We start from the raw sequence: 17,965 nt of genomic DNA, 5'->3' as shown, positions 1-17,965 counted from the left end.
CTTCACACCCGAGGCCGGCAAAACACATGCTCATCAACCCGAAGGCGACAGCGAACCTATGAGCCAGACCTCAGATGCTCAGGATCCAACCAGCCGCTGATGGCGGCGAGCCCCACCCTGACACTGAGCGATCCTAGGACGTCCGTCTCAGGATCCGGGAACCGGATCCCACTGGATGGACGGTGCCGTCAGTTGTCGTCCGGGCGCTCGGTCAGCTCCGGTGCGGGCGTGGTGGCGTCCTCGCGCAGGTGCGCCGGTCCCCACTCGATGAGCGTGCTCTCCATGATGATGTCCTCTCGGTCGGTTGGTCGTGCAGGCGACGCGGGATCGACGAGGAACCGACCTCCGCCGGGGCCACGGGCCCGGTGGTCGACCGAGAGGTGGGAGTGGATCGGGTGTGATCAGCAGTCCCTGCGGCGGAGCGTCGGACCAACGTCGAACGCCGCGGCAGGGAGTGGCCCTATGAGGCCCTGCCGCGGCAAGCGACTACGAGCTGCTTCCGCATGTCGACAAGGGTGCCACAGCGCGCGTGGCTTGTCAGGCGTCGTCCCTGGCGCGTCTCGCCCGGTGAGACACCCTGCGGGCCGCGACGGCGGACGGGTGGAACACTGACGGCGTGAGCGCGCCCACAGAGATTCCCGAGCTCGTGACGAGCACCCTCGACCTCTCGCGCCAGCGTGGGTTCATCAGCTCCACCCGCCACGAGACCGGGCGGCTCCTGGCCGCCCTCGCCGCGTCGCGCACCGGGACTCTCGCCGAGCTCGGCACCGGCACGGGGGTCGGGTCGGCGTGGTTGTCCAGCGGTGCGCCCAAGGAGGCGCGGATCGTCAGCGCCGAGCTCGACCCGGCGCTCGCCGAGGACGTGCGCCAGATCTTCGAGGACGTCGAGAACCTGCAGATCGTCTCCGGCGACTGGTCCAGCCTCGAGCAGTACGCGCCCTTCTCGCTCGTCTTCGTCGACGTCCGCGAGGTGATGGAGCAGATCGACGTCCTCGCGTCCCTCCTCGAGCCCGGCGGCATCGCCGTCCTGGACGACTTCGTCCCGTCGGCGCACTGGCCGCCGATCGTCGACGGCCAGGTCGACTCGGTGCGCGAGCGTTGGCTCACCGACGAGCGGTTCGCGGCGGTCGAGCTCATGATCGACGAGGGCGCGTCGCTGCTCATCGCCACGCGTCGCTAGCGCGCGCGGATCCCTCGTCAGCGGGCGCGCAGCCGGCGCAGCGGCCACGTGAGCCACCGCACCAGTGCCGATGCAGGACGCACCACGAGGCGGCCGACGCGGAAGGTCCAGGACCCCTGGATCCGCTCGATCTCGGCGCGCAGCGCGTTCGCGTCCACCCCCGCCTGGTCGAGACGCCGGTCGCGATCCGCCAGCTCGGAGGTGAGCCGGTCGCGGTTGCGCACCTCGTTGGCGTTGTGCCCCCAGAAGTGGAAGAACCGGGCCCCGAACGCCTGGGCGCTGCGCACCGCGTGGTGATAGCTCTGCTCGAAGGGCTCGATCTGCCGGTCCTCGACGGCCGCCAGGACATGCGGCACCACGCGGTCGATCGAGTACGTCTCGACGAACTCCTCACGACGCGAGGCGTGGAAGGTCACCGCGTCGCCGAACCCGACGACGAGCTCGTCGGCGATCTGCTTTGCGCTGCGCTTCTCACCGAACCGGCCCGAGTAGTTCCAGTCCTGCGCGTGCGAGAGGTTGTCGTCGTCGAGGTAGCCGTACCCCCCGAAGTGGTCGTACACGTACACCGGTCGGCCCGCGACGAGGCAGTACTGAGCGGTCTTGCCGATCGTGATCACCACGTCTGCGTCAGCCAGGACCTCGGGCGTCACCAGCGTCTGCTCGTCGCCCGTCCGGCCGATGTGTCGCACGTCGAGCCCTCGATCGGCCAGGAGCCGCTTGGCCTCCATTAGGTCGGTATCGGCGTGATTGCTGACCACGACGACCCTCTCGGGAGCATCACGGGGGGTGTACGTCTCGCGCGCAAATTCCGCGGGCGTCGGGTTCGGGTAGATGGCCGTCGGTGGCGGCGTGTCGAAGTACGGCAGCAGCACCCTCCGGGTGGCCGGGGAGATGAAGAGGCTCAACGACGACAGTCGCTCCTCGAGGCGATGGATGTACGGGTGCTCGTCCGGCGCGTAGTGGATCGACGACATGTGCAGGAACACGAAGCTCGGCAAGGAGTCGGGAAGCGGTTCGAGGAGCTCGTCGACCATCTTCTCCGGGAGGACCTGGCTGTGGACCCACACGACGTCGAACTCCGCGAGGGAGCGTCCCTCGATGCCGGCGTCGTCGACCACCTCGATCCCACGGTCGGCGAACAGGCTCATCGCAGGGTCGCCGACGAACGTCGCGTAGACGAGCACCTCACCGCCGGCGTCCTTCAGGAAGGTGGTGAGGTCCAGGGTGACGACCGTCGAACCGATCAGGTCGTGCACGATCGAATGACAGACGAGGAAGCGACGACCCTCGATGAGACTGGTGTCCATGGCGCGGCTCATCCTGCCACGACGGGCACAGGTCCGTGGGGGTACCGACGCCTCAACGGTTCGCGGGCGGGGTCGGCCACGCCTCGCCGCGCCACGAGGCGTCCCAGAACATCCACTCGAACCGCGTGCAGGTCACGTAGGCCGCGATCGCCGCGTCCTCGTGCTCGACGACCCGGTCGAGGCACTCCTCGGCCCGGCGCACGGCGGCATCGAACTCCGGGTCGGCGTAGGTGGCGATCCACTCGGCGTAGGGATGGTCGGGCACGAGGTCCTGACCGAGGCGCCGCCCCACCTCGGCGTACACCCGGAAGCACGGCAGGACCGCGGCGACGGCGACGTCGAACGGCGCCGACACGGCCTGCTCGAGGAGGTAGCCGGTGTAGGCGCGGCACGTGGCGGTCGGCTCGGGCGTCTGGTCCCCGTCGGGGTCGATCCCGTGGGCGCCGAGCCACGACGTGTGCAGCGCTCGCTCGGCGGCCACCGCTCCGGCGGCGGACACGGCGAAGAGCTCGACGTCACGCGCCTCGACCGCCCGCACCGACAGCTGCGCCAGCACCCGCGCGTAGCGGTCGAGGTAGTGCGCGTCGTCGACGAGGTAGCGGGAGAAGGCCTCCTGCGGGAGGGAACCGTCCTCCAGCCCCGTGACGAACGGGTGCTCGAGGATGGTGGCGAACCAGGGCTGCGCCGCCTGCCACGCGCGCTCGGCGATCATCGGCCGGCCAGGTGGTCGACGGGCCCGCGCCCGGCTCCGACGTGCCGGCGCGAACCGCTCGCGAGCGTCGCGACGAGGTAGTCCTTGGCCCGCGCCACGGCGCGGTCCACCGGTTCTCCGCGGACGAGGAACGAGGCGACCGCAGCGGACAGCGTGCAGCCGGTGCCGTGGGTGTGCGGCGTGTGCAGGCGCGGCGAGGACAGCCGGTGGACCGCGTCGGCCGTCACGAGGACGTCGACGCTGTCGTCGCCGTCGAGGTGTCCTCCCTTGACGAGAGCGGCGGTGGCTCCGGCGTCGACGAGTCGTCTCCCGGCCGTCTCGAGGTCGTCGAGCGCATCGACGGGGACGCCCGCGAGGAGCGCCGCCTCGGGCACGTTCGGCGTCACGACGGTCGAGAGCGGCAGGAGGCGGTCGCGGATGGCGGCGACCGCGTCCTCGGGGACGAGCCGGTCGCCGGACGTGGCGACCATGACCGGGTCGAGCACGACGTGCGACACGGCGTGCTCGCGAAGGACGTCTGCGACCGTGTCCGCGACCTCGGCGGTCCCGAGCATGCCGATCTTGACTGCCACGACGTCGAGGTCGCCCAGCACGCTGTGCAGCTGCTCGGCGACGAACATTGCGGGGATCGGGTGGATGCCCTGCACCCCGAGCGTGTTCTGCGCCGTGAGTGCCGTGACGACCGCACCGGCGTAGACACCGAGCGCCGTGGCCGTCTTGAGGTCGGCCTGGATGCCGGCTCCCCCCGACGGGTCGGAGCCGGCGATGCTGAGCATCACCGGAGTTCGCCCGGGACTCGTCTCGTCGAGTGCGCCTGGGAACGCGTGGGTCATGGGCTGGCTCCCTCCGCCGGTGCGAACCGGATCAGGTGTGCGGGTGTGTTCTCAGCCCCTTCGGTGGGGCACCCCGGCCGTGCCCGGTCACGGTAGCAAGGCCGTGATCGACACGCGGCAGGACCGTCTGGACCACCTGTCCGATGGTCAGCGCGTAGGCGACGGTGCCGACGCCGACCGTCCCGCCGAGCAGGAACCCGATCACGAGCACGGTGACCTCGATCGTCGTGCGCCAGAACCGGACACTGCGGCCGGTCCGCTCGACGAGCGCGAGCCACAGGCCGTCGCGAGGCCCGGGGCCGAGCCGGGCGCCGATGTACAGCGCTCCGCCGATCCCGTTGCCGACGATGCCGGCGACGAGGTAGGTGACCTGCCACGCGAGGGCATCGGGCGTCGGGAGGACGGCCAGGCCCGCGTCGGCGGCGAGTCCGATCACCACGACGTTCGCGACGGTGCCGACCCCAGGCCGCTGCCGCAGCGGGATCCACAGCAGCAGCACGACGGCACCGGTCGCGATGACCACCTGGCCGAAGGTGAGTGGGAGGCGCAGCGCGACGCCCTCGTGGAAGACGTCCCACGGGTCCAGGCCGAGTCCGGAGCGCACCAGCAGGGCCATCGTGAGTCCGTAGACCACGAGCCCGACGAGCAGCTGAGCGAGGCGCAGCACGAGCCGAGTCACGGCTGGCTCCGTTCCTCGTGCCGTGGCCACGTCGTGCCGGCGGTCTCGGCGGCATGACTGCGTGGCGGCGGCCGGTGGCCGAGGCCGTCGACGCGCACGAGTGCGACGGTCCGCCAGAGGGCGAGACCAGTCACGACCGCGAGGAGTCCGATGAACAGCATGGGTCCACTCTCGGTCGAAGTGGACTGGGTTTCGATAGCCAATCGTGAGAGAGTGGCCTCATGCCCCCCTCGTCGTCAGACGTCCTCACGGGACCCGGTGGCCCGAGCCTGAGCGGGCGGCAGCTGTCGCGCCTCGTCGGCCCGGTGCAGGCCGACGGTCGTCCGCTCTACGACGCCCTGGCCGAGCAGCTGCGCCTGCTGGTCGTCGACGGGCGCGTGGGCGACGGCACCCGGCTTCCGAGCGAGCGGGAGCTCGCCGAGGCCCTCGGAGTCAGTCGCACGACCACCACACGCGCCTACGCCGCGCTGCGCGACGCCGATCTCGTCGTCTCGCGCCGCGGCTCGGGCAGCGTCGTCCGCGTGCCGTTCGCCGCCACCGGTGCGAGCTCGCTGATCATCGATCCCGGCGAGGGCGATGCCGTGGCTCTCACCTACGCGGCGCCGAGCGGCCCGCCGGGTCTGGCTCGCGCCGTCGAGGCCGCTGCCGGCAAGGCGTGCCACCTGTTCTCGACCTCCGGCTACCTCCCCGACGGACTGCCGGCGCTGCGCGAGCTGCTCGCGCGACGCTACGCCGCGCGAGGACTCCCGACCGACCCCGAGCAGATCATCGTCACCAGCGGAGCGATGGGGGCGTTGTCACTCATCGCGCGAACCGTCCTCTCCCCCGGCGACCGGATGGTCGTCGAGGCGATGTCCTACCCGCACGCGCACGAGGCGTTCGTCGCCGCCGGGGCTCGACTCTCTCCCCTGCCCGTGGCCGAGACGCCCTGGGACCTCGAGGCGCTGGAGGCCGTGCTGCGCGCCGGTCGGCACCGGGCCGCCTACCTCATCCCCGAGTTCCACAACCCGACGTCGGCCGTGATGAGCGCCGACGAGCGCAGCACCGTGGCCCGCCTGCTCCGACGTCACGACGTCCTGCCGATCGTCGACGAGTCCCTGCGGGAGGTGAACCTCGACGGCATCGAGCTACCCGAGTCGCTCGCCGCCCACGACCCCCGGGCCGTGCTCGTCGGGTCGTCGTCCAAGGAGTTCTGGGGTGGGCTGCGGGTCGGGTGGATCCGCGCGCCGCGACCGCTCGTGACGGCACTGGTCCAGCACCGGATGGCCGACGACCTCGGCAGCTCCGCCTTCGACCAGCTCGTCCTCGTCGAGCTGCTGGAGGAGGGCGGTCAGACCGCCGCCGCCGGCAGGGCGCGCTCTCGCGCCGCCCGGGACCACCTGCTCGCCGAGCTGGCCGAGCACCTCCCCGAGCTGACCGTCGCCTGTCCCGCCGGCGGCCTCAACCTGTGGGCCGAGCTGCCCCGACCGGTCTCGTCGCGACTGGTCGCCGCCGCAGCGCGGCACGGCCTGCTGCTCACCCCGGGGCCGCGCTTCGTGACCGGCGGGTCGAGGATCGGCGAGCGCCGGCTCCGTCTGCCCTACACCCAGGCCCCGGAGCGCCTCTCCGAGGCCGTGCGGCGGCTTCGGACGGCCTGGGACGACGTCGAGGGTGCGCGGCCCGCCCCGCGCGAGACGGGACGGACCGGCACCCTCGACCTGATCGCCTGAGCCGGCGACGCGCTCGTCAGCGCGCGGCGCTGCCCTCGGTGTAGTCGTCGTCGCCCGCGGACCACGAGAAGTGCGAGCGAAGGGCCTTGCCGGTGGCCTCGATGGGGTGACCGGCCTCCTTCTCGCGCAGCTCGTTGAACTCCTTGGCGCCGTTGTCCTGGTCGTCGATGAAGCGCGAGGCGAACGTGCCGTCCTGGATGTCGGCGAGCACGGCCTTCATGCGCTCCTTGACGCCGGCATCGATGACGCGCGGGCCGGAGACGTAGTCGCCGTACTCGGCGGTGTCGGAGATGCTCCAGCGCTGCTTGGCGATGCCGCCCTCCCACATGAGGTCGACGATGAGCTTGAGCTCGTGCAGCACCTCGAAGTACGCGATCTCCGGCTGGTAGCCCGCCTCGGTGAGCGTCTCGAACCCGGCCTGGACGAGGTGCGACATGCCGCCGCAGAGCACGGCCTGCTCGCCGAAGAGGTCGGTCTCGGTCTCCTCGGTGAAGGTGGTCTTGATGACGCCGGCGCGCGTGCCGCCGATGCCCTTGGCGTAGGACAGGGCGAGGTCCCAGGCCGAGCCGGACGCGTCCTGCTCGACGGCGATGATGTCGGGGATCCCTCGGCCGGCGACGAACTCACGGCGCACCGTGTGCCCGGGGGCCTTCGGCGCGACGAGGACGACGTCGACGCCCTCGGGCGCCTGGATGTAGTCGTAGCGGATGTTGAAGCCGTGGCAGAACAGCAGCGTGTCGCCGGCGGTGATGTTCGGCTCGATCGACTCGGCGTAGACGGTGCGCTGCACCTGGTCGGGGGTGAGGATGACGATGACGTCGGCCTCCTCGACCGCCTCCGCGACCGGGAGCACGCGCAGTCCCTCGGCCTCGGCCTTGGCCTTGCTCTTGCTGCCCTCGGCCAGGCCGACGCGGACGTCGACGCCGGAGTCGCGCAGGTTCAGCGCGTGGGCGTGTCCCTGGCTGCCGTAGCCGATGACGGCTACGTGCTTGTCCTGGATGAGCGAGAGGTCGGCATCGTCGTCGTAAAAGATCTCGGCCACGGTGGTTCGTGTCTCCTCGGTTGTGGGTTCGGGTTCGGGGGTCAGGCGCTGTGCGGCGCCGGGACGGTGCGCAGGGTCCGGTCCGTGATCGACCTGGCGCCGCGCCCGATCGCCACCCGACCGGACTGCGCGATCTCACGGATGCCGAACGGCTCGAGCACGTTGAGCATCGCCGCGAGCTTGCCGGCGTCACCGGTCGCCTCGATCGTGACGGCGTCGGTGGCGACGTCCACGACCTTGGCACGGAAGAGCTGCACGGTCTCGAGCACCTGCCCGCGCGTCTGCGGGTCGGTCTTGACCTTGATCAGCATGAGCTCGCGCTCGACGGCGGACGAGGAGTCGAGCTCGACGATCTTGAGGACGTTCAGGAGCTTGTTGAGCTGCTTGGTGACCTGCTCCAGCGGCAGCTCCTCGACGTTGACGACGATCGTCATGCGCGAGATCTCGGGGATCTCCGTGGGGCCGACGGCGAGGGACTCGATGTTGAACCCGCGGCGCATGAAGAGGCTGGAGACGCGCGCGAGCGCACCGGGGGTGTTCTCCACCAGGACGCTGAGGGTGTGTTGCGGCATCAGAGGTTCTCCTGTCGGGACGGACGGGACGGCGTGGGGGCGGCGCTCACAGGTCCTGGTCCTCCCACTCGGGGGCGAGGTCGCGGGCGATCTTGATGTCGTCGTTGCTGGTGCCCGCGGCGACCATCGGCCAGACCATCGCGTCGCGCTCGACCACGAAGTCGATGACGACGGGCCGGTCGGTGATCGCCATGGCCTGCTGGATGGTCGCGTCGAGGTCCTCCTCGGAGTCGCAGCGTAGGCCGACGCAGCCGTAGGCCTCGGCCAGGGTCACGAAGTCGGGGATGCGACGCGCACCGATGCTCTCCGGGCCGGTGTTGAGGTCGGTGTTGGAGTAGCGGCCCTCGTAGAACAGGGTCTGCCACTGCCGGACCATGCCGAGCGAGGAGTTGTTGATGACGGCGACCTTGATCGGGATGCCCTCGAGGGCGCACGTCGCGAGCTCCTGGTTGGTCATCTGGAAGCAGCCGTCGCCGTCGATGGCCCACACGACGGAGTCCGGCGCAGCGACCTGGGCGCCCATCGCCGCGGGCACGCAGTAGCCCATCGTGCCGGCACCGCCGGAGTTGAGCCACTGTCGTGGGCGCTCGTAGTCGACGTAGTGGGCAGCCCACATCTGGTGCTGGCCGACGCCGGCGACGTAGGTGGCCTCCGGCCCGGCGATCGCGTTGAGTCGCTCGATGACGGTCTGCGGCGCGAGACCGTCGGCAGGCTTGTCGTAGGCCACGGGGAACTTGGCCTTGACGGACAGCATCTGGTCGCGCCAGGCGGAGTAGTCCCCCTCCAGGCCGTCCTCGTCGGCCATCTTGCGCAAGGTGACGACGAGGTCGGCGATGACCTCCTTGCAGTCACCGACGATCGGCACGTCGGCAGTGCGGTTCTTGGAGATCTCTGCGGGGTCGATGTCGGCGTGGATGATCTTGGCACCGGGGGCGAACGTCGAGAGCTGACCGGTCACGCGGTCGTCGAACCGCGCACCGAGGGAGATGAGCAGGTCCGACTTCTGCAGGGCCGAGACGGCCGCGACGGTCCCGTGCATGCCCGGCATGCCCAGGTGCAGCGGGTGGGAGTCGGGGAAGGCACCGCGCGCCATCAGCGTGGTGACGACGGGGATCTGCGTCAGGTCGGCGAGGACGGCCAGCTCGGCGGCGGCCTCGGCCTTGATGACACCACCACCGACGTAGAGCACGGGGCGCGAGGCCGCGGCCATGAGGCGGGCCGCCTCGCGCACCTGCTTGCCGTGCGGCTTGGTGGTGGGTCGGTAGCCGGGCAGCGCGAGCTCGTGCGGCCAGGAGTACGGCGCCTGCGCCTGCAGGGCGTCCTTGGCGATGTCGACGAGGACCGGACCGGGACGTCCGGTGCCGGCGATGTGGAAGGCCTCGGCGATGACGCGCGGGATCTCCGACGGGTCCGTCACGAGGTAGCTGTGCTTGGTGATCGGCATGGTGATGCCGCGGATGTCCGCCTCCTGGAAGGCGTCCGTGCCGATGGCTCCGCTCGCGACCTGGCCGGTGATGGCGACGATCGGCACGGAGTCCATGAAGGCGTCGGCGATCGCCGTGACGAGGTTCGTGGCACCCGGTCCTGACGTGGCCATGCAGACCCCGACGCGGCCGGTGACCTGGGCGTAGCCCTGTGCGGCGTGCCCGGCGCCCTGCTCGTGACGCACGAGGATGTGTCGGATCGAGGAGTCGAAGAGCGGGTCGTACGCGGGCAGGATCGCGCCTCCGGGGATCCCGAAGATGACGTCGACGCCGACCTGCTCCAGGGCGCGGACGAGGCTCTGGGCGCCCGTCAACGTCTCGGTGCTCGGTCGGGTGACCTGCTGCGTCATCGTCGTTCCTTCGGTCGGGAGTGCGGGGCGGGAGGGCTCACGGGGGCTCGGCATGAAAAAACCCCCTGGCCGAATCATGGCAACAGAGGGTGACGCGGTGACCGGCGGGTCGTCGCGTCAGTGCGCTACTACGAGGACAGTGGAGGGCACCGGATCAGTGTGACCCCCGTGCCGGTCTTTATCAAGGGGCGAGACAGCGCGTTCCAGCATGCGGACGAGAGTCCTCGGGCCTGGTCCGTCATCCGATGAGGATGCCGGCCAGGGTGGCACTCATCAGGTTCGCGAGCGTGGCGGCGAGGACGGCGCGCAGGCCCAGGCTCGCGATCTCGGGACGGCGCTCGGGCGCCAGCCCCCCGAGCCCGCCGAGCAGGATGCCGAGGGAGGCGAGGTTCGCGAAGCCCGTGAGCGCGAAGGTGATGATCGCGGCCGTCTTGGGCGTGAACGCCTCGATCTCGGGTCCGAAGCTCGTGAAGGCGACGAACTCGTTCAGCACGAGCTTCTGGCCGAGGAAGCTGCCGGCCTCGGTGGCCTCCGACCAGGGGACGCCGATCATCGACATGACCGGCGCGAAGATCGCGCCGAGGATGCGCTCGAACGTCAGGTCCTCCAGGCCGAACCATCCCCCGATCCCGCCGACCGCGAGGTTCACCAGGGCGATCAGCGAGATGAAGGCGAGCAGCATCGCACCGATCGTGAGGGCGAGGCGCAGACCGTCGGACGCTCCCGTCGCGGCAGCGTCGATGACGTTGCGGTAGCGCAGCACGTCGGCGTCGGCGGGCCGCTCGGGCTCGATGATCTTGGCCATGAGCAGGCCGCCCGGTGCGGCCATGAAGCTGGCGGCGATCAGGTACTCCAGCGGAGCACCCAGCAGGGAGTACCCGACGAGGACGGAGCCGGCGACCGAGGCGAGCCCACCGACCATGACCGCGAAGAGGCCGGAGCGTGACAGGCCCGCGATGTACGGGCGGATGACCAGAGGGGCCTCGGTCTGGCCGACGAAGATGTTCGACGCGGCGCTCACGGACTCGGCCCGCTTCGTCCCCAGCAGGCGGCCCAGACCGCCGCCCAGGACGGCGACGACCCGCGGCAGGATCCGCCAGTGGTAGAGCACCGCCGTCAGCGAGGCGAAGAAGATGATCACCGGGAGCACCTGGAAGGCGAAGACGCTGCCCTCCTCGGGCAGGACGGGACCGAACAGGAAACCGATCCCCTCCCCGGAGGTGTCGATGACGGACTGGAAGCCCTCCGAGAGCGAACCGAGCGCGCGTCGCCCGGGCGGCCAGTCTAGGGTCGCCAGGCCCCCGGTGGGCCCCGACTCTCACCAGGGCGAGGGCTCGTAGTCCTTCAGGAAGACGCCGTGCACGTCCTCGCCGGCCTCGCCGCGCACGATCGGGTCGTAGACCCGCGCGGCACCGTCGACGAGGTCGAGCGGAGCCTTGAAGCCCTCAGCCGCGAGCCGCACCTTGGTCGTGTGCGGGCGCTCGTCGGTGATCCACCCGGTGTCGACGGCCGTCATGAGGATGCCGTCGGACTCGAGCATCTCCCCCGCGCTCGTGCGGGTCAGCATGTTGAGCGCCGCCTTGCTCATGTTCGTGTGCGGGTGGCCGGGTCCCTTGTACCGGCGCGAGAACTGACCCTCCATCGCCGAGACGTTGACGACGTAGGTGCGTCGCGCCGGGGAGGCGGCCAGCGCCGGGCGGAGCCGGCTGATCAGCAGGAAGGGCGCCGTCTGGTTGCACAGCTGCACCTCCAGCAGCTCGAGTGCGTCGACCTCGTCGACCGTCTGGACCCAGCTGTTGGTGTCGACGACGTCCGGGACCAGCCCGCCGGCGTCGATGCGCGACAGGTCCGCCGAACCTGCCTCCATCGCCTGTCGGACGTTGGCGTCGGCGGTGAGCTGGTCGGCGGTGCGCGCGTCGCCGGCGAGCTGCGGGAGCGCCTCGACCGAGCCGACCAGCGCTGCCGGGTGCAGGTCGCTGGTGTGACCGAAGGTGACCAGCTCGGGTCCGCCGCTGCCGTGACGCAGCTCGGTGGGAAGGGGGACGTCCTCGGCGGCAGCGAGCGGCCCGTACGAGCCGCGGGTGCGTCGCACCGTCTGGGCGGCGTTGTTGATCAGGATGTCCAGGTGTCCACGGGACGAGAGGTCGTCGGCGAGGCCGACGACCTGCGCCGGGTCCCGCAGGTCGATGCCGACCACGCGGAGCCGGTGCATCCAGTCGTCGCTGTCGGGCAGGCTCGCGAAGCGCCGCACCGCGTCCCGGGGGAAGCGCGTCGTGATCGTCGTCTCGGCACCGTCACGCAGCAGTCGCAGGGCGATGTACATGCCGATCTTCGCCCGTCCGCCGGTGAGCAGGGCGCGGCGACCCGAGAGGTCGGTGCGGGCGTCGCGCTTGGCGTGGCTGCGCTCGGCGCACTCGGGACACAGCTGGTGGTAGAAGGCGTCGACGAGCGTGTACTTGGTCTTGCAGATGTAGCAGCCGCGCGGGACCTGCAGCACCCCCGCCGTGGCTCCGCGCGCCTGCGACGTGAGCGGGAGGCCGGCCGTCTCGTCGTCGATGCGTTGCTGCGACCCGGTGGCCGTCCGCTCGACGACCTCGCGGTCGGCGGCCGCGACCGCCTCCCGCTTGGCCTTGCGGCGCTGCTTCTTCACGTCCTTGTAGAAGGAGCCGCAGGCGCGCCGCAGAGCGACGTAGGCCTCGTCCTCCTCCCCCAGGTACTGGGCCTGGCCCAGCACCTTGAGCGCGACGGCGAGCTCGTCGTCGGTGAAGTCCGCCACGCGGCTACCCGGTGACGGCGCCGTGGGCGGCCGAGCTCACGAGCTTGCGGTACTTGGCCAGCACGCCGGAGGTGTACTTCGGCGGGTGGGGCTCCCAGCCGGCCTGACGCCGGAGCAGCTCGGCCTCGTCGATCTCGACCTCCAGGGTGCGGTTCGCGACGTCGAGGGTGATGGGGTCACCGTCGGCGACGAACGCGATGGGTCCGCCGTCGACCGCCTCGGGTGCGACGTGCCCCACGCACAGGCCGGTGGTGCCGCCGGAGAAGCGACCGTCGGTCAGCAGCAGGACGTCCTTGCCCAGCCCCGCGCCCTTGATGGCGCCGGTGATGGCCAGCATCTCGCGCATCCCGGGCCCGCCCTTGGGGCCCTCGTAGCGGATGACGACGACGTCGCCGGCCGTGATGGTGCCGTCCTCGAGCGCGTCCATCGCGGCACGCTCGCCGTCGAAGACCCGCGCGGTGCCGCGGAAGACGTCGGAGTCGAAGCCGGCGCTCTTGACGACGGCGCCCTCCGGCGCGAGCGAGCCGTGCAGGATCGTCAGGCCGCCGGTCTTGTGGATGGGAGCGTCGAGCGGTCGGATGATGTCGCCGTCGAGGCCGAGCTCGATGTCGGCGAGGTTCTCTGCCATCGTCCTGCCGGTGACGGTCATGACGTCGCCGTGCATGAGGCCCGCGTCGAGCAGCGCCTTCATGATCACCGGGATGCCTCCGACCTTGTCGACGTCGTTCATCACGTAGCGGCCGAACGGCTTGAGGTCGCCCAGGTGGGGGACCTTGTCGCCGACGCGGTTGAAGTCGTCGAGGGTCAGCGGCACCTCGGCCTCGCGGGCGATGGCCAGCAGGTGCAGCACGGCGTTGGTGGAGCCGCCGAGCGCCATGACGACGGTGATCGCGTTCTCGAACGCCTCGAGGGTGAGGATGTCGCGAGCGGTGATGCCGCGGCGCAGCAGCTCGACGACGGCCTCGCCGGAGGCGACGGCGAACGCGTCGCGCCGCTTGTCCGGCGCCGGCGGCGCGGCCGAGCCCGGCAGGCTCATGCCGAGCGCCTCGGCGGCCGAGGCCATCGTGTTGGCGGTGTACATGCCGCCGCACGCGCCCTCGCCGGGACAGATGGCCCGTTCGATGCGGTCGACCTCCTCGCGCGTGATCAGCCCGCGCATGCAGGCACCGACCGCCTCGAAGGCGTCGATGATCGTGACGTCGCGGCCGTCGACGTTGCCGGGCATGATCGAGCCGGCGTACAGGAAGACGCTCGAGAGGTCGAGGCGGGCCGCGGCCATCAGCATCCCGGGCAGGGACTTGTCGCACCCGGCCAGCAGCACCGAGCCGTCGAGACGCTCGGCCTGCATGACCGTCTCGACGGAGTCGGCGATGACCTCACGGCTCACCAGCGAGAAGTGCATGCCCTCGTGACCCATGCTGATGCCGTCGGAGACGCTGATCGTACCGAACTCCAGCGGGAAGCCGCCGCCGGCGTGAACGCCCTCCTTGGCGGCCTTCGCGAGCCGGTCCAGCGACAGGTTGCACGGCGTGATCTCGTTCCAGCTCGAGGCGATGCCCACCTGCGGCTTGACCCAGTCGTCGTCGCCCATGCCGACGGCGCGCAGCATGCCGCGGGCCGCGGCGCGCTCGAGACCGTCGGTGACGTCCCTGCTGCGGGGCTTGATGTCGACGCCGGGCGCGACGTCCTTGGACGGGTCGGGGGTGTGGCTGGCCATGGGAGAAGACTACGACCGCCGCAGGCCCTCCCCGCCACCGGCCGGGCTCAGAACAGCGGCGCGGCCACGAGGGCGAGGGTCCAGCTGACGAAGCTGCCGACGAGCACGTACTCGGCCCGCATGCCGTCGGCGGTGTCGCGGGAGATCTCGGGGAACCGGAGGATCCCCTTGGCCGCCACGAGAGCACCGAGCGCGGCCACGTGTCCGGCGACGGCGAACCCGAAGACCAGCCACCGTTCCAGCGGCCCGAGCAGGCGTCCGCCCTTGAGGGCCTGCTCCTCCTGCAGGACGTGGGGCCCGACGGCCTCGAGTGCCTGCCGCACCACGACGTTCGCCGCCGTCGCGAGGAACAGCAGGACCCCCACGGCCAGGGCTGCGCGCTCGAGCGGGACCGTCGCCAGAGCGGGCACCGGCAGGGCGTCGTACCAGCGCTGGAGGGGGGCGTCGGAGAAGCGCAGTGCCGGAGAGGCGACGAGCAGGCCGACGAGGCTCACGGCGAGGGCACGGGTGCCTGCGGTCGAGCGGTGGGACGCCGCGTCGAGCCACACGACGACGACCAGGAGCACGAGCAGGGCGATCCAGAGCGTGTGCCAGCCGGCACCCAGGCCCAGCGCTCCCGCGACCACGACGAGCAGGGCGGCCGCGTGGCGCCAGCGTGGGAGGAGGTCGGCGAGGCCGACCCCGGCCAGCAGCAGCGCGACGACCGTCACGAGGCACCTCGAGGCAGGTGGGCGACGGACTCGGTGAGCGCCCGGACCCCGCCGCGGCGGACCCGCTGGGAGACGGCCGAGGCGGAGATGCCCTCGGAGTCGGCGATCTGGCCGATGCTGCGACCGGCGAGCAGGCCGGCCGCGATGCGACGCAGGCGTCCGTCGAAGCCGGTGACGATGAAGTCGCGGGTCTCCAGGTAGGCGTTGACGAGTCCGGTGTCAGGGCTCGCCGCCGTCGGGGCCGGGACGACCCGGGTGCGCAGGTGGGGCATGGATCGTTGCCTCTCCCCCACCTCGACGACGGCTTGACGGGCGGCCCACCACGCGGGACCGTCCTGCGTCAGACCATAGGGCGAGCTACCGACGACCTCCAGCGTCCCGATCCCGATGCCGAAGCGGACGTCGAGCTCCTCCGGCAGTGCCAGCCGGACGAGCACCGTGACCACGAGGGCGTCGGCGAGCTCGGCGTGGACGCTCTGGAACTCGTCACCGATGGTGGGTTCTGGTCGTTGGATCGACGTGACACCGGCGTCGGCGACCTCGAGCGCGCGCACGAGGGCCTCCTGCACCGCGCGGCGGGACGCGTGCTCACGCGACCCGACGACGTCGCCGATGACGGCGTGGACGGGCTTCGGCGAAGCAGATGACGTCATTCGCTCATAATGAAGCACATGGCTTCATCTGACAAGAATGAAGACGTCAGCTTGCCACGTGGGTCTCCTACAGTGGGCTCATGACACGCATCGGCTGGGCCGCGGGAGCGGCGTACCTCGACGACCTCGACCTCCAGCACCTGCAGCGGGCGGCCGAGCGCGCCGGGCTACGTTCCGAGACCGTCGTGTGGGACGACCCCGACGTCGACTGGGAGTCGTTCGATGCCGTCGTGGTGCGATCGTGCTGGGACTACGTGCCGCGACGCGAGGAGTTCCTCGCCTGGAGCCGGCAGGTGCCCACCCTGGTCAACGACGCCGACACGATCGCCTGGAACACCGACAAGCACTACCTGCGCGAGCTCGAGACCGCGGGGGTGCCCATCGTGCCCACGGCGTGGTCGGTGCAGGACGAGGCCGCGCTGCCCGAGGCCGCGGAGTGGGTGGTCAAGCCGACCGTGTCCGCCGGCGCCGCGGACACCGCGCGGTGGCGCGACGCCACCGCGGCCGCCGAGCACGGCCGACGACTGCTCGCGGCAGGCCGGCCCACGATGACCCAGCCCTACGTCGACAGCGTCGACTCCGAGGGCGAGACGGGTCTGCTGTTCTTCGGCGGGCGGTTCTCGCACGCCTTCCGCAAGGGTGCCCTGCTCGCGGGCGACGAGGATCCTCGCACCCTGCCCGCGATGAAGGAGGACATCCGGGCGCGCGAGGCGAGTGCCGACCAGGTCGCGTTCGGCGCCGAGGTCGTCGCGGTCGCGACGTCGCTGCTGAGCACCGCCCCGCTCTACGCCCGGGTCGACGTCGTCCGCGCCCCCGACGGCTCCTGGCAGCTGATGGAGCTCGAGCTCACCGAACCGTCCTTCTTCCTCCAGCACACCGACACCGGGGCCGACGCGTTCGTCACGGCACTCCGCGAGCGGCTCGACGCCTGACGCCGGCTCAGGGACCCGGGCGCGAGACGGGAGGTCCCTCCGGATGCTCGAGCAGCCAGCGCCGTGCTGCGGCGTGTCCCGCGTCGAACAGCGCGTCCTGCTGCTGCGCCGTGAGGTCGAAGTCCGTCCAGCGGACCCCCCGGGTGCGCGCGAAGATGCTGCGCTCGAGGTCCGCCGGGTCCGAGACGTGCCGGACCTGCGTGGAGTCGACGGTCGTGTAGATGAGGCTGACGACCATCGAGACGGGGCCACGGACCGGCGTCGCAGGGGCCCGCTCGTCCGACGGGGAGCTCAGCCGCACCCCGACGGTGGGCCAGCGGGACGGCAGCCCGTCGTCGCGGTCGAACACGTCGATCGGGTAGGTCTCGAGCAGGGACCCGTCGGCGACGGTGGAGGTGCCGAAGCGCGACCTCAGACGGACCGGCTCGAACATGAACGGGATGGCCGCCGACGCGCGGACGGCGCGCGCCACGGGGAAGCGACCCGGGTCGATGCCGTAGGAGGCGAGGTCCCACGGCAGGTACATCAGACGTTGGCGTGAGAGGTCGCTCGCGGTGACCACCAGACGGTAGGAGCGCTCGGGACCGAGGTGCGAACCGGGGTCGTCGAGAGCGAGGTCGGCGAAGGTGCGCACGCCGAGGTCGGCGAGCACGCCCCGGGTCCAGTCCGTGAGGTGTCGGCCCCGGTACATGCCGAGGTGGAACAGGATGCCCCAGGCGTCGGCGGCACGCGGCCACCACCGGACGGCTCGTCCGGTGGGTCGTCGGTCGAGCATGGCGGAGTAGTCCAGGGTCCGCATGATCTCGTCGACCCGCGAGAGCGGCTCCCCCGCCCTCTGCATCGCCGCGATGACGGCTCCGACGAGCGCACCGGCCGAGGACCCTGCGATGCGCGGGAAGCGCCACCCGGCCTCGTCGAGCGCCACCGCGGCCCCCACCAGGGCGATCCCCTTGACGCCACCACCCTCCAGGACGAGGTCGGTCGCCCGGTGGCGCTCCCCCGAGTCCGACATGGTCCGCACTCTAGGCCTTAGGGATCACGGGTTGGGGTGACACCTGACCCGGCCAGCCTCCACGCAGGTGTGGGTCACGGGAGGCAGTCTCTGGATTGCTGTGATCTAGAGAACAGGAAGCCATCCCGTGACCCACGAAGACATTGTGTACGACCGTCGTGTCCGGTTGATCGAGCACGCGGCCAGGATCGGTAACGTGGCCGAGGCCTGCCGGGTGTTCGGCGTCTCGCGCAACACCTACTACGGCTGGTTGGACAAGGCCGAGCAGTACGGCCTTTCGGCGCTGCTTCCCAAAGA

The 17,965-nt window shown here is 71.1% G+C and carries 18 protein-coding genes; 4 read left to right on the top strand and 14 right to left on the bottom strand.

Going from position 1 to position 17,965, the window contains the following annotated elements:
• Positions 1-616: 616 nt before the first annotated feature.
• Positions 617-1,180, top strand: coding sequence for an O-methyltransferase (locus tag ABD213_RS14835; protein ID WP_344330223.1), 564 nt, complete (start codon positions 617-619; stop codon positions 1,178-1,180).
• Positions 1,181-1,197: 17 nt separating this feature from the next.
• Here the strand turns inward: ABD213_RS14835 and ABD213_RS14830 are convergent, their stop codons facing one another.
• From ABD213_RS14830 to ABD213_RS15135, 5 genes are read right to left on the bottom strand one after another with little or no spacing between them, the layout of a single operon-like run.
• On the bottom strand, positions 1,198-2,487 hold the full coding sequence (locus tag ABD213_RS14830; protein WP_344330222.1) for a hypothetical protein: 1,290 nt from the start codon (positions 2,485-2,487) through the stop codon (positions 1,198-1,200).
• 52 nt (positions 2,488-2,539) lie between these two features.
• Positions 2,540-3,199 carry a TenA family protein gene (locus ABD213_RS14825; RefSeq protein WP_344330221.1) on the bottom strand — a complete coding sequence of 220 codons (660 nt, stop codon included), beginning with the start codon at positions 3,197-3,199 and terminating at the stop codon, positions 2,540-2,542.
• Complete coding sequence (thiD, locus tag ABD213_RS14820) at positions 3,196-4,032, bottom strand: bifunctional hydroxymethylpyrimidine kinase/phosphomethylpyrimidine kinase (RefSeq protein ID WP_344330217.1); 837 nt, start codon at positions 4,030-4,032, stop codon at positions 3,196-3,198. Before thiD ends, ABD213_RS14825 begins: the two co-directional genes overlap by 4 nt.
• Before the next feature lie 31 nt (positions 4,033-4,063).
• On the bottom strand, positions 4,064-4,711 hold the full coding sequence (gene yczE / locus ABD213_RS15140) for a membrane protein YczE (RefSeq protein WP_425546075.1): 648 nt from the start codon (positions 4,709-4,711) through the stop codon (positions 4,064-4,066).
• Positions 4,708-4,872 carry a hypothetical protein gene (locus tag ABD213_RS15135; protein ID WP_425546074.1) on the bottom strand — a complete coding sequence of 55 codons (165 nt, stop codon included), beginning with the start codon at positions 4,870-4,872 and terminating at the stop codon, positions 4,708-4,710. Before ABD213_RS15135 ends, yczE begins: the two co-directional genes overlap by 4 nt.
• A gap of 60 nt (positions 4,873-4,932) precedes the next feature.
• Between ABD213_RS15135 and yczR the strand changes: the two genes are divergently transcribed.
• Positions 4,933-6,420, top strand: coding sequence for a MocR-like transcription factor YczR (yczR, locus tag ABD213_RS14810; protein ID WP_344330215.1), 1,488 nt, complete (start codon positions 4,933-4,935; stop codon positions 6,418-6,420).
• A gap of 16 nt (positions 6,421-6,436) precedes the next feature.
• On the opposite strand, the gene ilvC is transcribed toward yczR, so the two are convergent.
• The 8 genes from ilvC to ABD213_RS14770 form a co-directional block, all read right to left on the bottom strand.
• Entirely contained in the window at positions 6,437-7,462 is a 1,026-nt protein-coding gene (gene ilvC, locus ABD213_RS14805) for a ketol-acid reductoisomerase (protein WP_344330214.1), read from the bottom strand.
• A gap of 41 nt (positions 7,463-7,503) precedes the next feature.
• Positions 7,504-8,034: an acetolactate synthase small subunit gene (gene ilvN, locus ABD213_RS14800; RefSeq protein ID WP_344330212.1), complete on the bottom strand. Its 531-nt coding sequence runs from the start codon at positions 8,032-8,034 to the stop codon at positions 7,504-7,506.
• Positions 8,035-8,080: 46 nt separating this feature from the next.
• Positions 8,081-9,868, bottom strand: coding sequence for an acetolactate synthase large subunit (locus ABD213_RS14795; RefSeq protein WP_344330211.1), 1,788 nt, complete (start codon positions 9,866-9,868; stop codon positions 8,081-8,083).
• Between the two features lie 238 nt (positions 9,869-10,106).
• On the bottom strand, positions 10,107-11,018 hold the full coding sequence (locus ABD213_RS14790; protein ID WP_344330210.1) for a NupC/NupG family nucleoside CNT transporter: 912 nt from the start codon (positions 11,016-11,018) through the stop codon (positions 10,107-10,109).
• 168 nt (positions 11,019-11,186) lie between these two features.
• Positions 11,187-12,644: an SDR family NAD(P)-dependent oxidoreductase gene (locus ABD213_RS14785; RefSeq protein ID WP_344330209.1), complete on the bottom strand. Its 1,458-nt coding sequence runs from the start codon at positions 12,642-12,644 to the stop codon at positions 11,187-11,189.
• A 4-nt stretch (positions 12,645-12,648) separates the two neighbouring features.
• Entirely contained in the window at positions 12,649-14,361 is a 1,713-nt protein-coding gene (gene ilvD, locus ABD213_RS14780; RefSeq protein ID WP_344330207.1) for a dihydroxy-acid dehydratase, read from the bottom strand.
• Positions 14,362-14,408: 47 nt separating this feature from the next.
• Entirely contained in the window at positions 14,409-15,071 is a 663-nt protein-coding gene (locus ABD213_RS14775; protein ID WP_344330206.1) for a hypothetical protein, read from the bottom strand.
• Positions 15,068-15,724: a SatD family protein gene (locus tag ABD213_RS14770; RefSeq protein ID WP_344330203.1), complete on the bottom strand. Its 657-nt coding sequence runs from the start codon at positions 15,722-15,724 to the stop codon at positions 15,068-15,070. Before ABD213_RS14770 ends, ABD213_RS14775 begins: the two co-directional genes overlap by 4 nt.
• 80 nt (positions 15,725-15,804) lie before the next feature.
• Between ABD213_RS14770 and ABD213_RS14765 the strand changes: the two genes are divergently transcribed.
• Positions 15,805-16,656, top strand: coding sequence for an ATP-grasp domain-containing protein (locus tag ABD213_RS14765; RefSeq protein WP_344330201.1), 852 nt, complete (start codon positions 15,805-15,807; stop codon positions 16,654-16,656).
• 7 nt (positions 16,657-16,663) lie between these two features.
• Here the strand turns inward: ABD213_RS14765 and ABD213_RS14760 are convergent, their stop codons facing one another.
• Entirely contained in the window at positions 16,664-17,668 is a 1,005-nt protein-coding gene (locus tag ABD213_RS14760) for a patatin-like phospholipase family protein (RefSeq protein ID WP_344330200.1), read from the bottom strand.
• A 127-nt stretch (positions 17,669-17,795) separates the two neighbouring features.
• On the opposite strand from ABD213_RS14760, the gene ABD213_RS15130 reads away from it, so the two are divergent.
• Positions 17,796-17,965, top strand: a 170-nt coding sequence (locus ABD213_RS15130; RefSeq protein WP_425546076.1) for a helix-turn-helix domain-containing protein, incomplete at its 3' end; no start/stop codon positions are given.

This window comes from Aeromicrobium halocynthiae (assembly GCF_039531385.1).
Classification (GTDB): Bacteria; Actinomycetota; Actinomycetes; order Propionibacteriales; family Nocardioidaceae; genus Aeromicrobium; species Aeromicrobium halocynthiae.
Note: the sequence above shows the minus strand (reverse complement) of the source record. Positions and strands in the feature narration are given on the sequence as shown.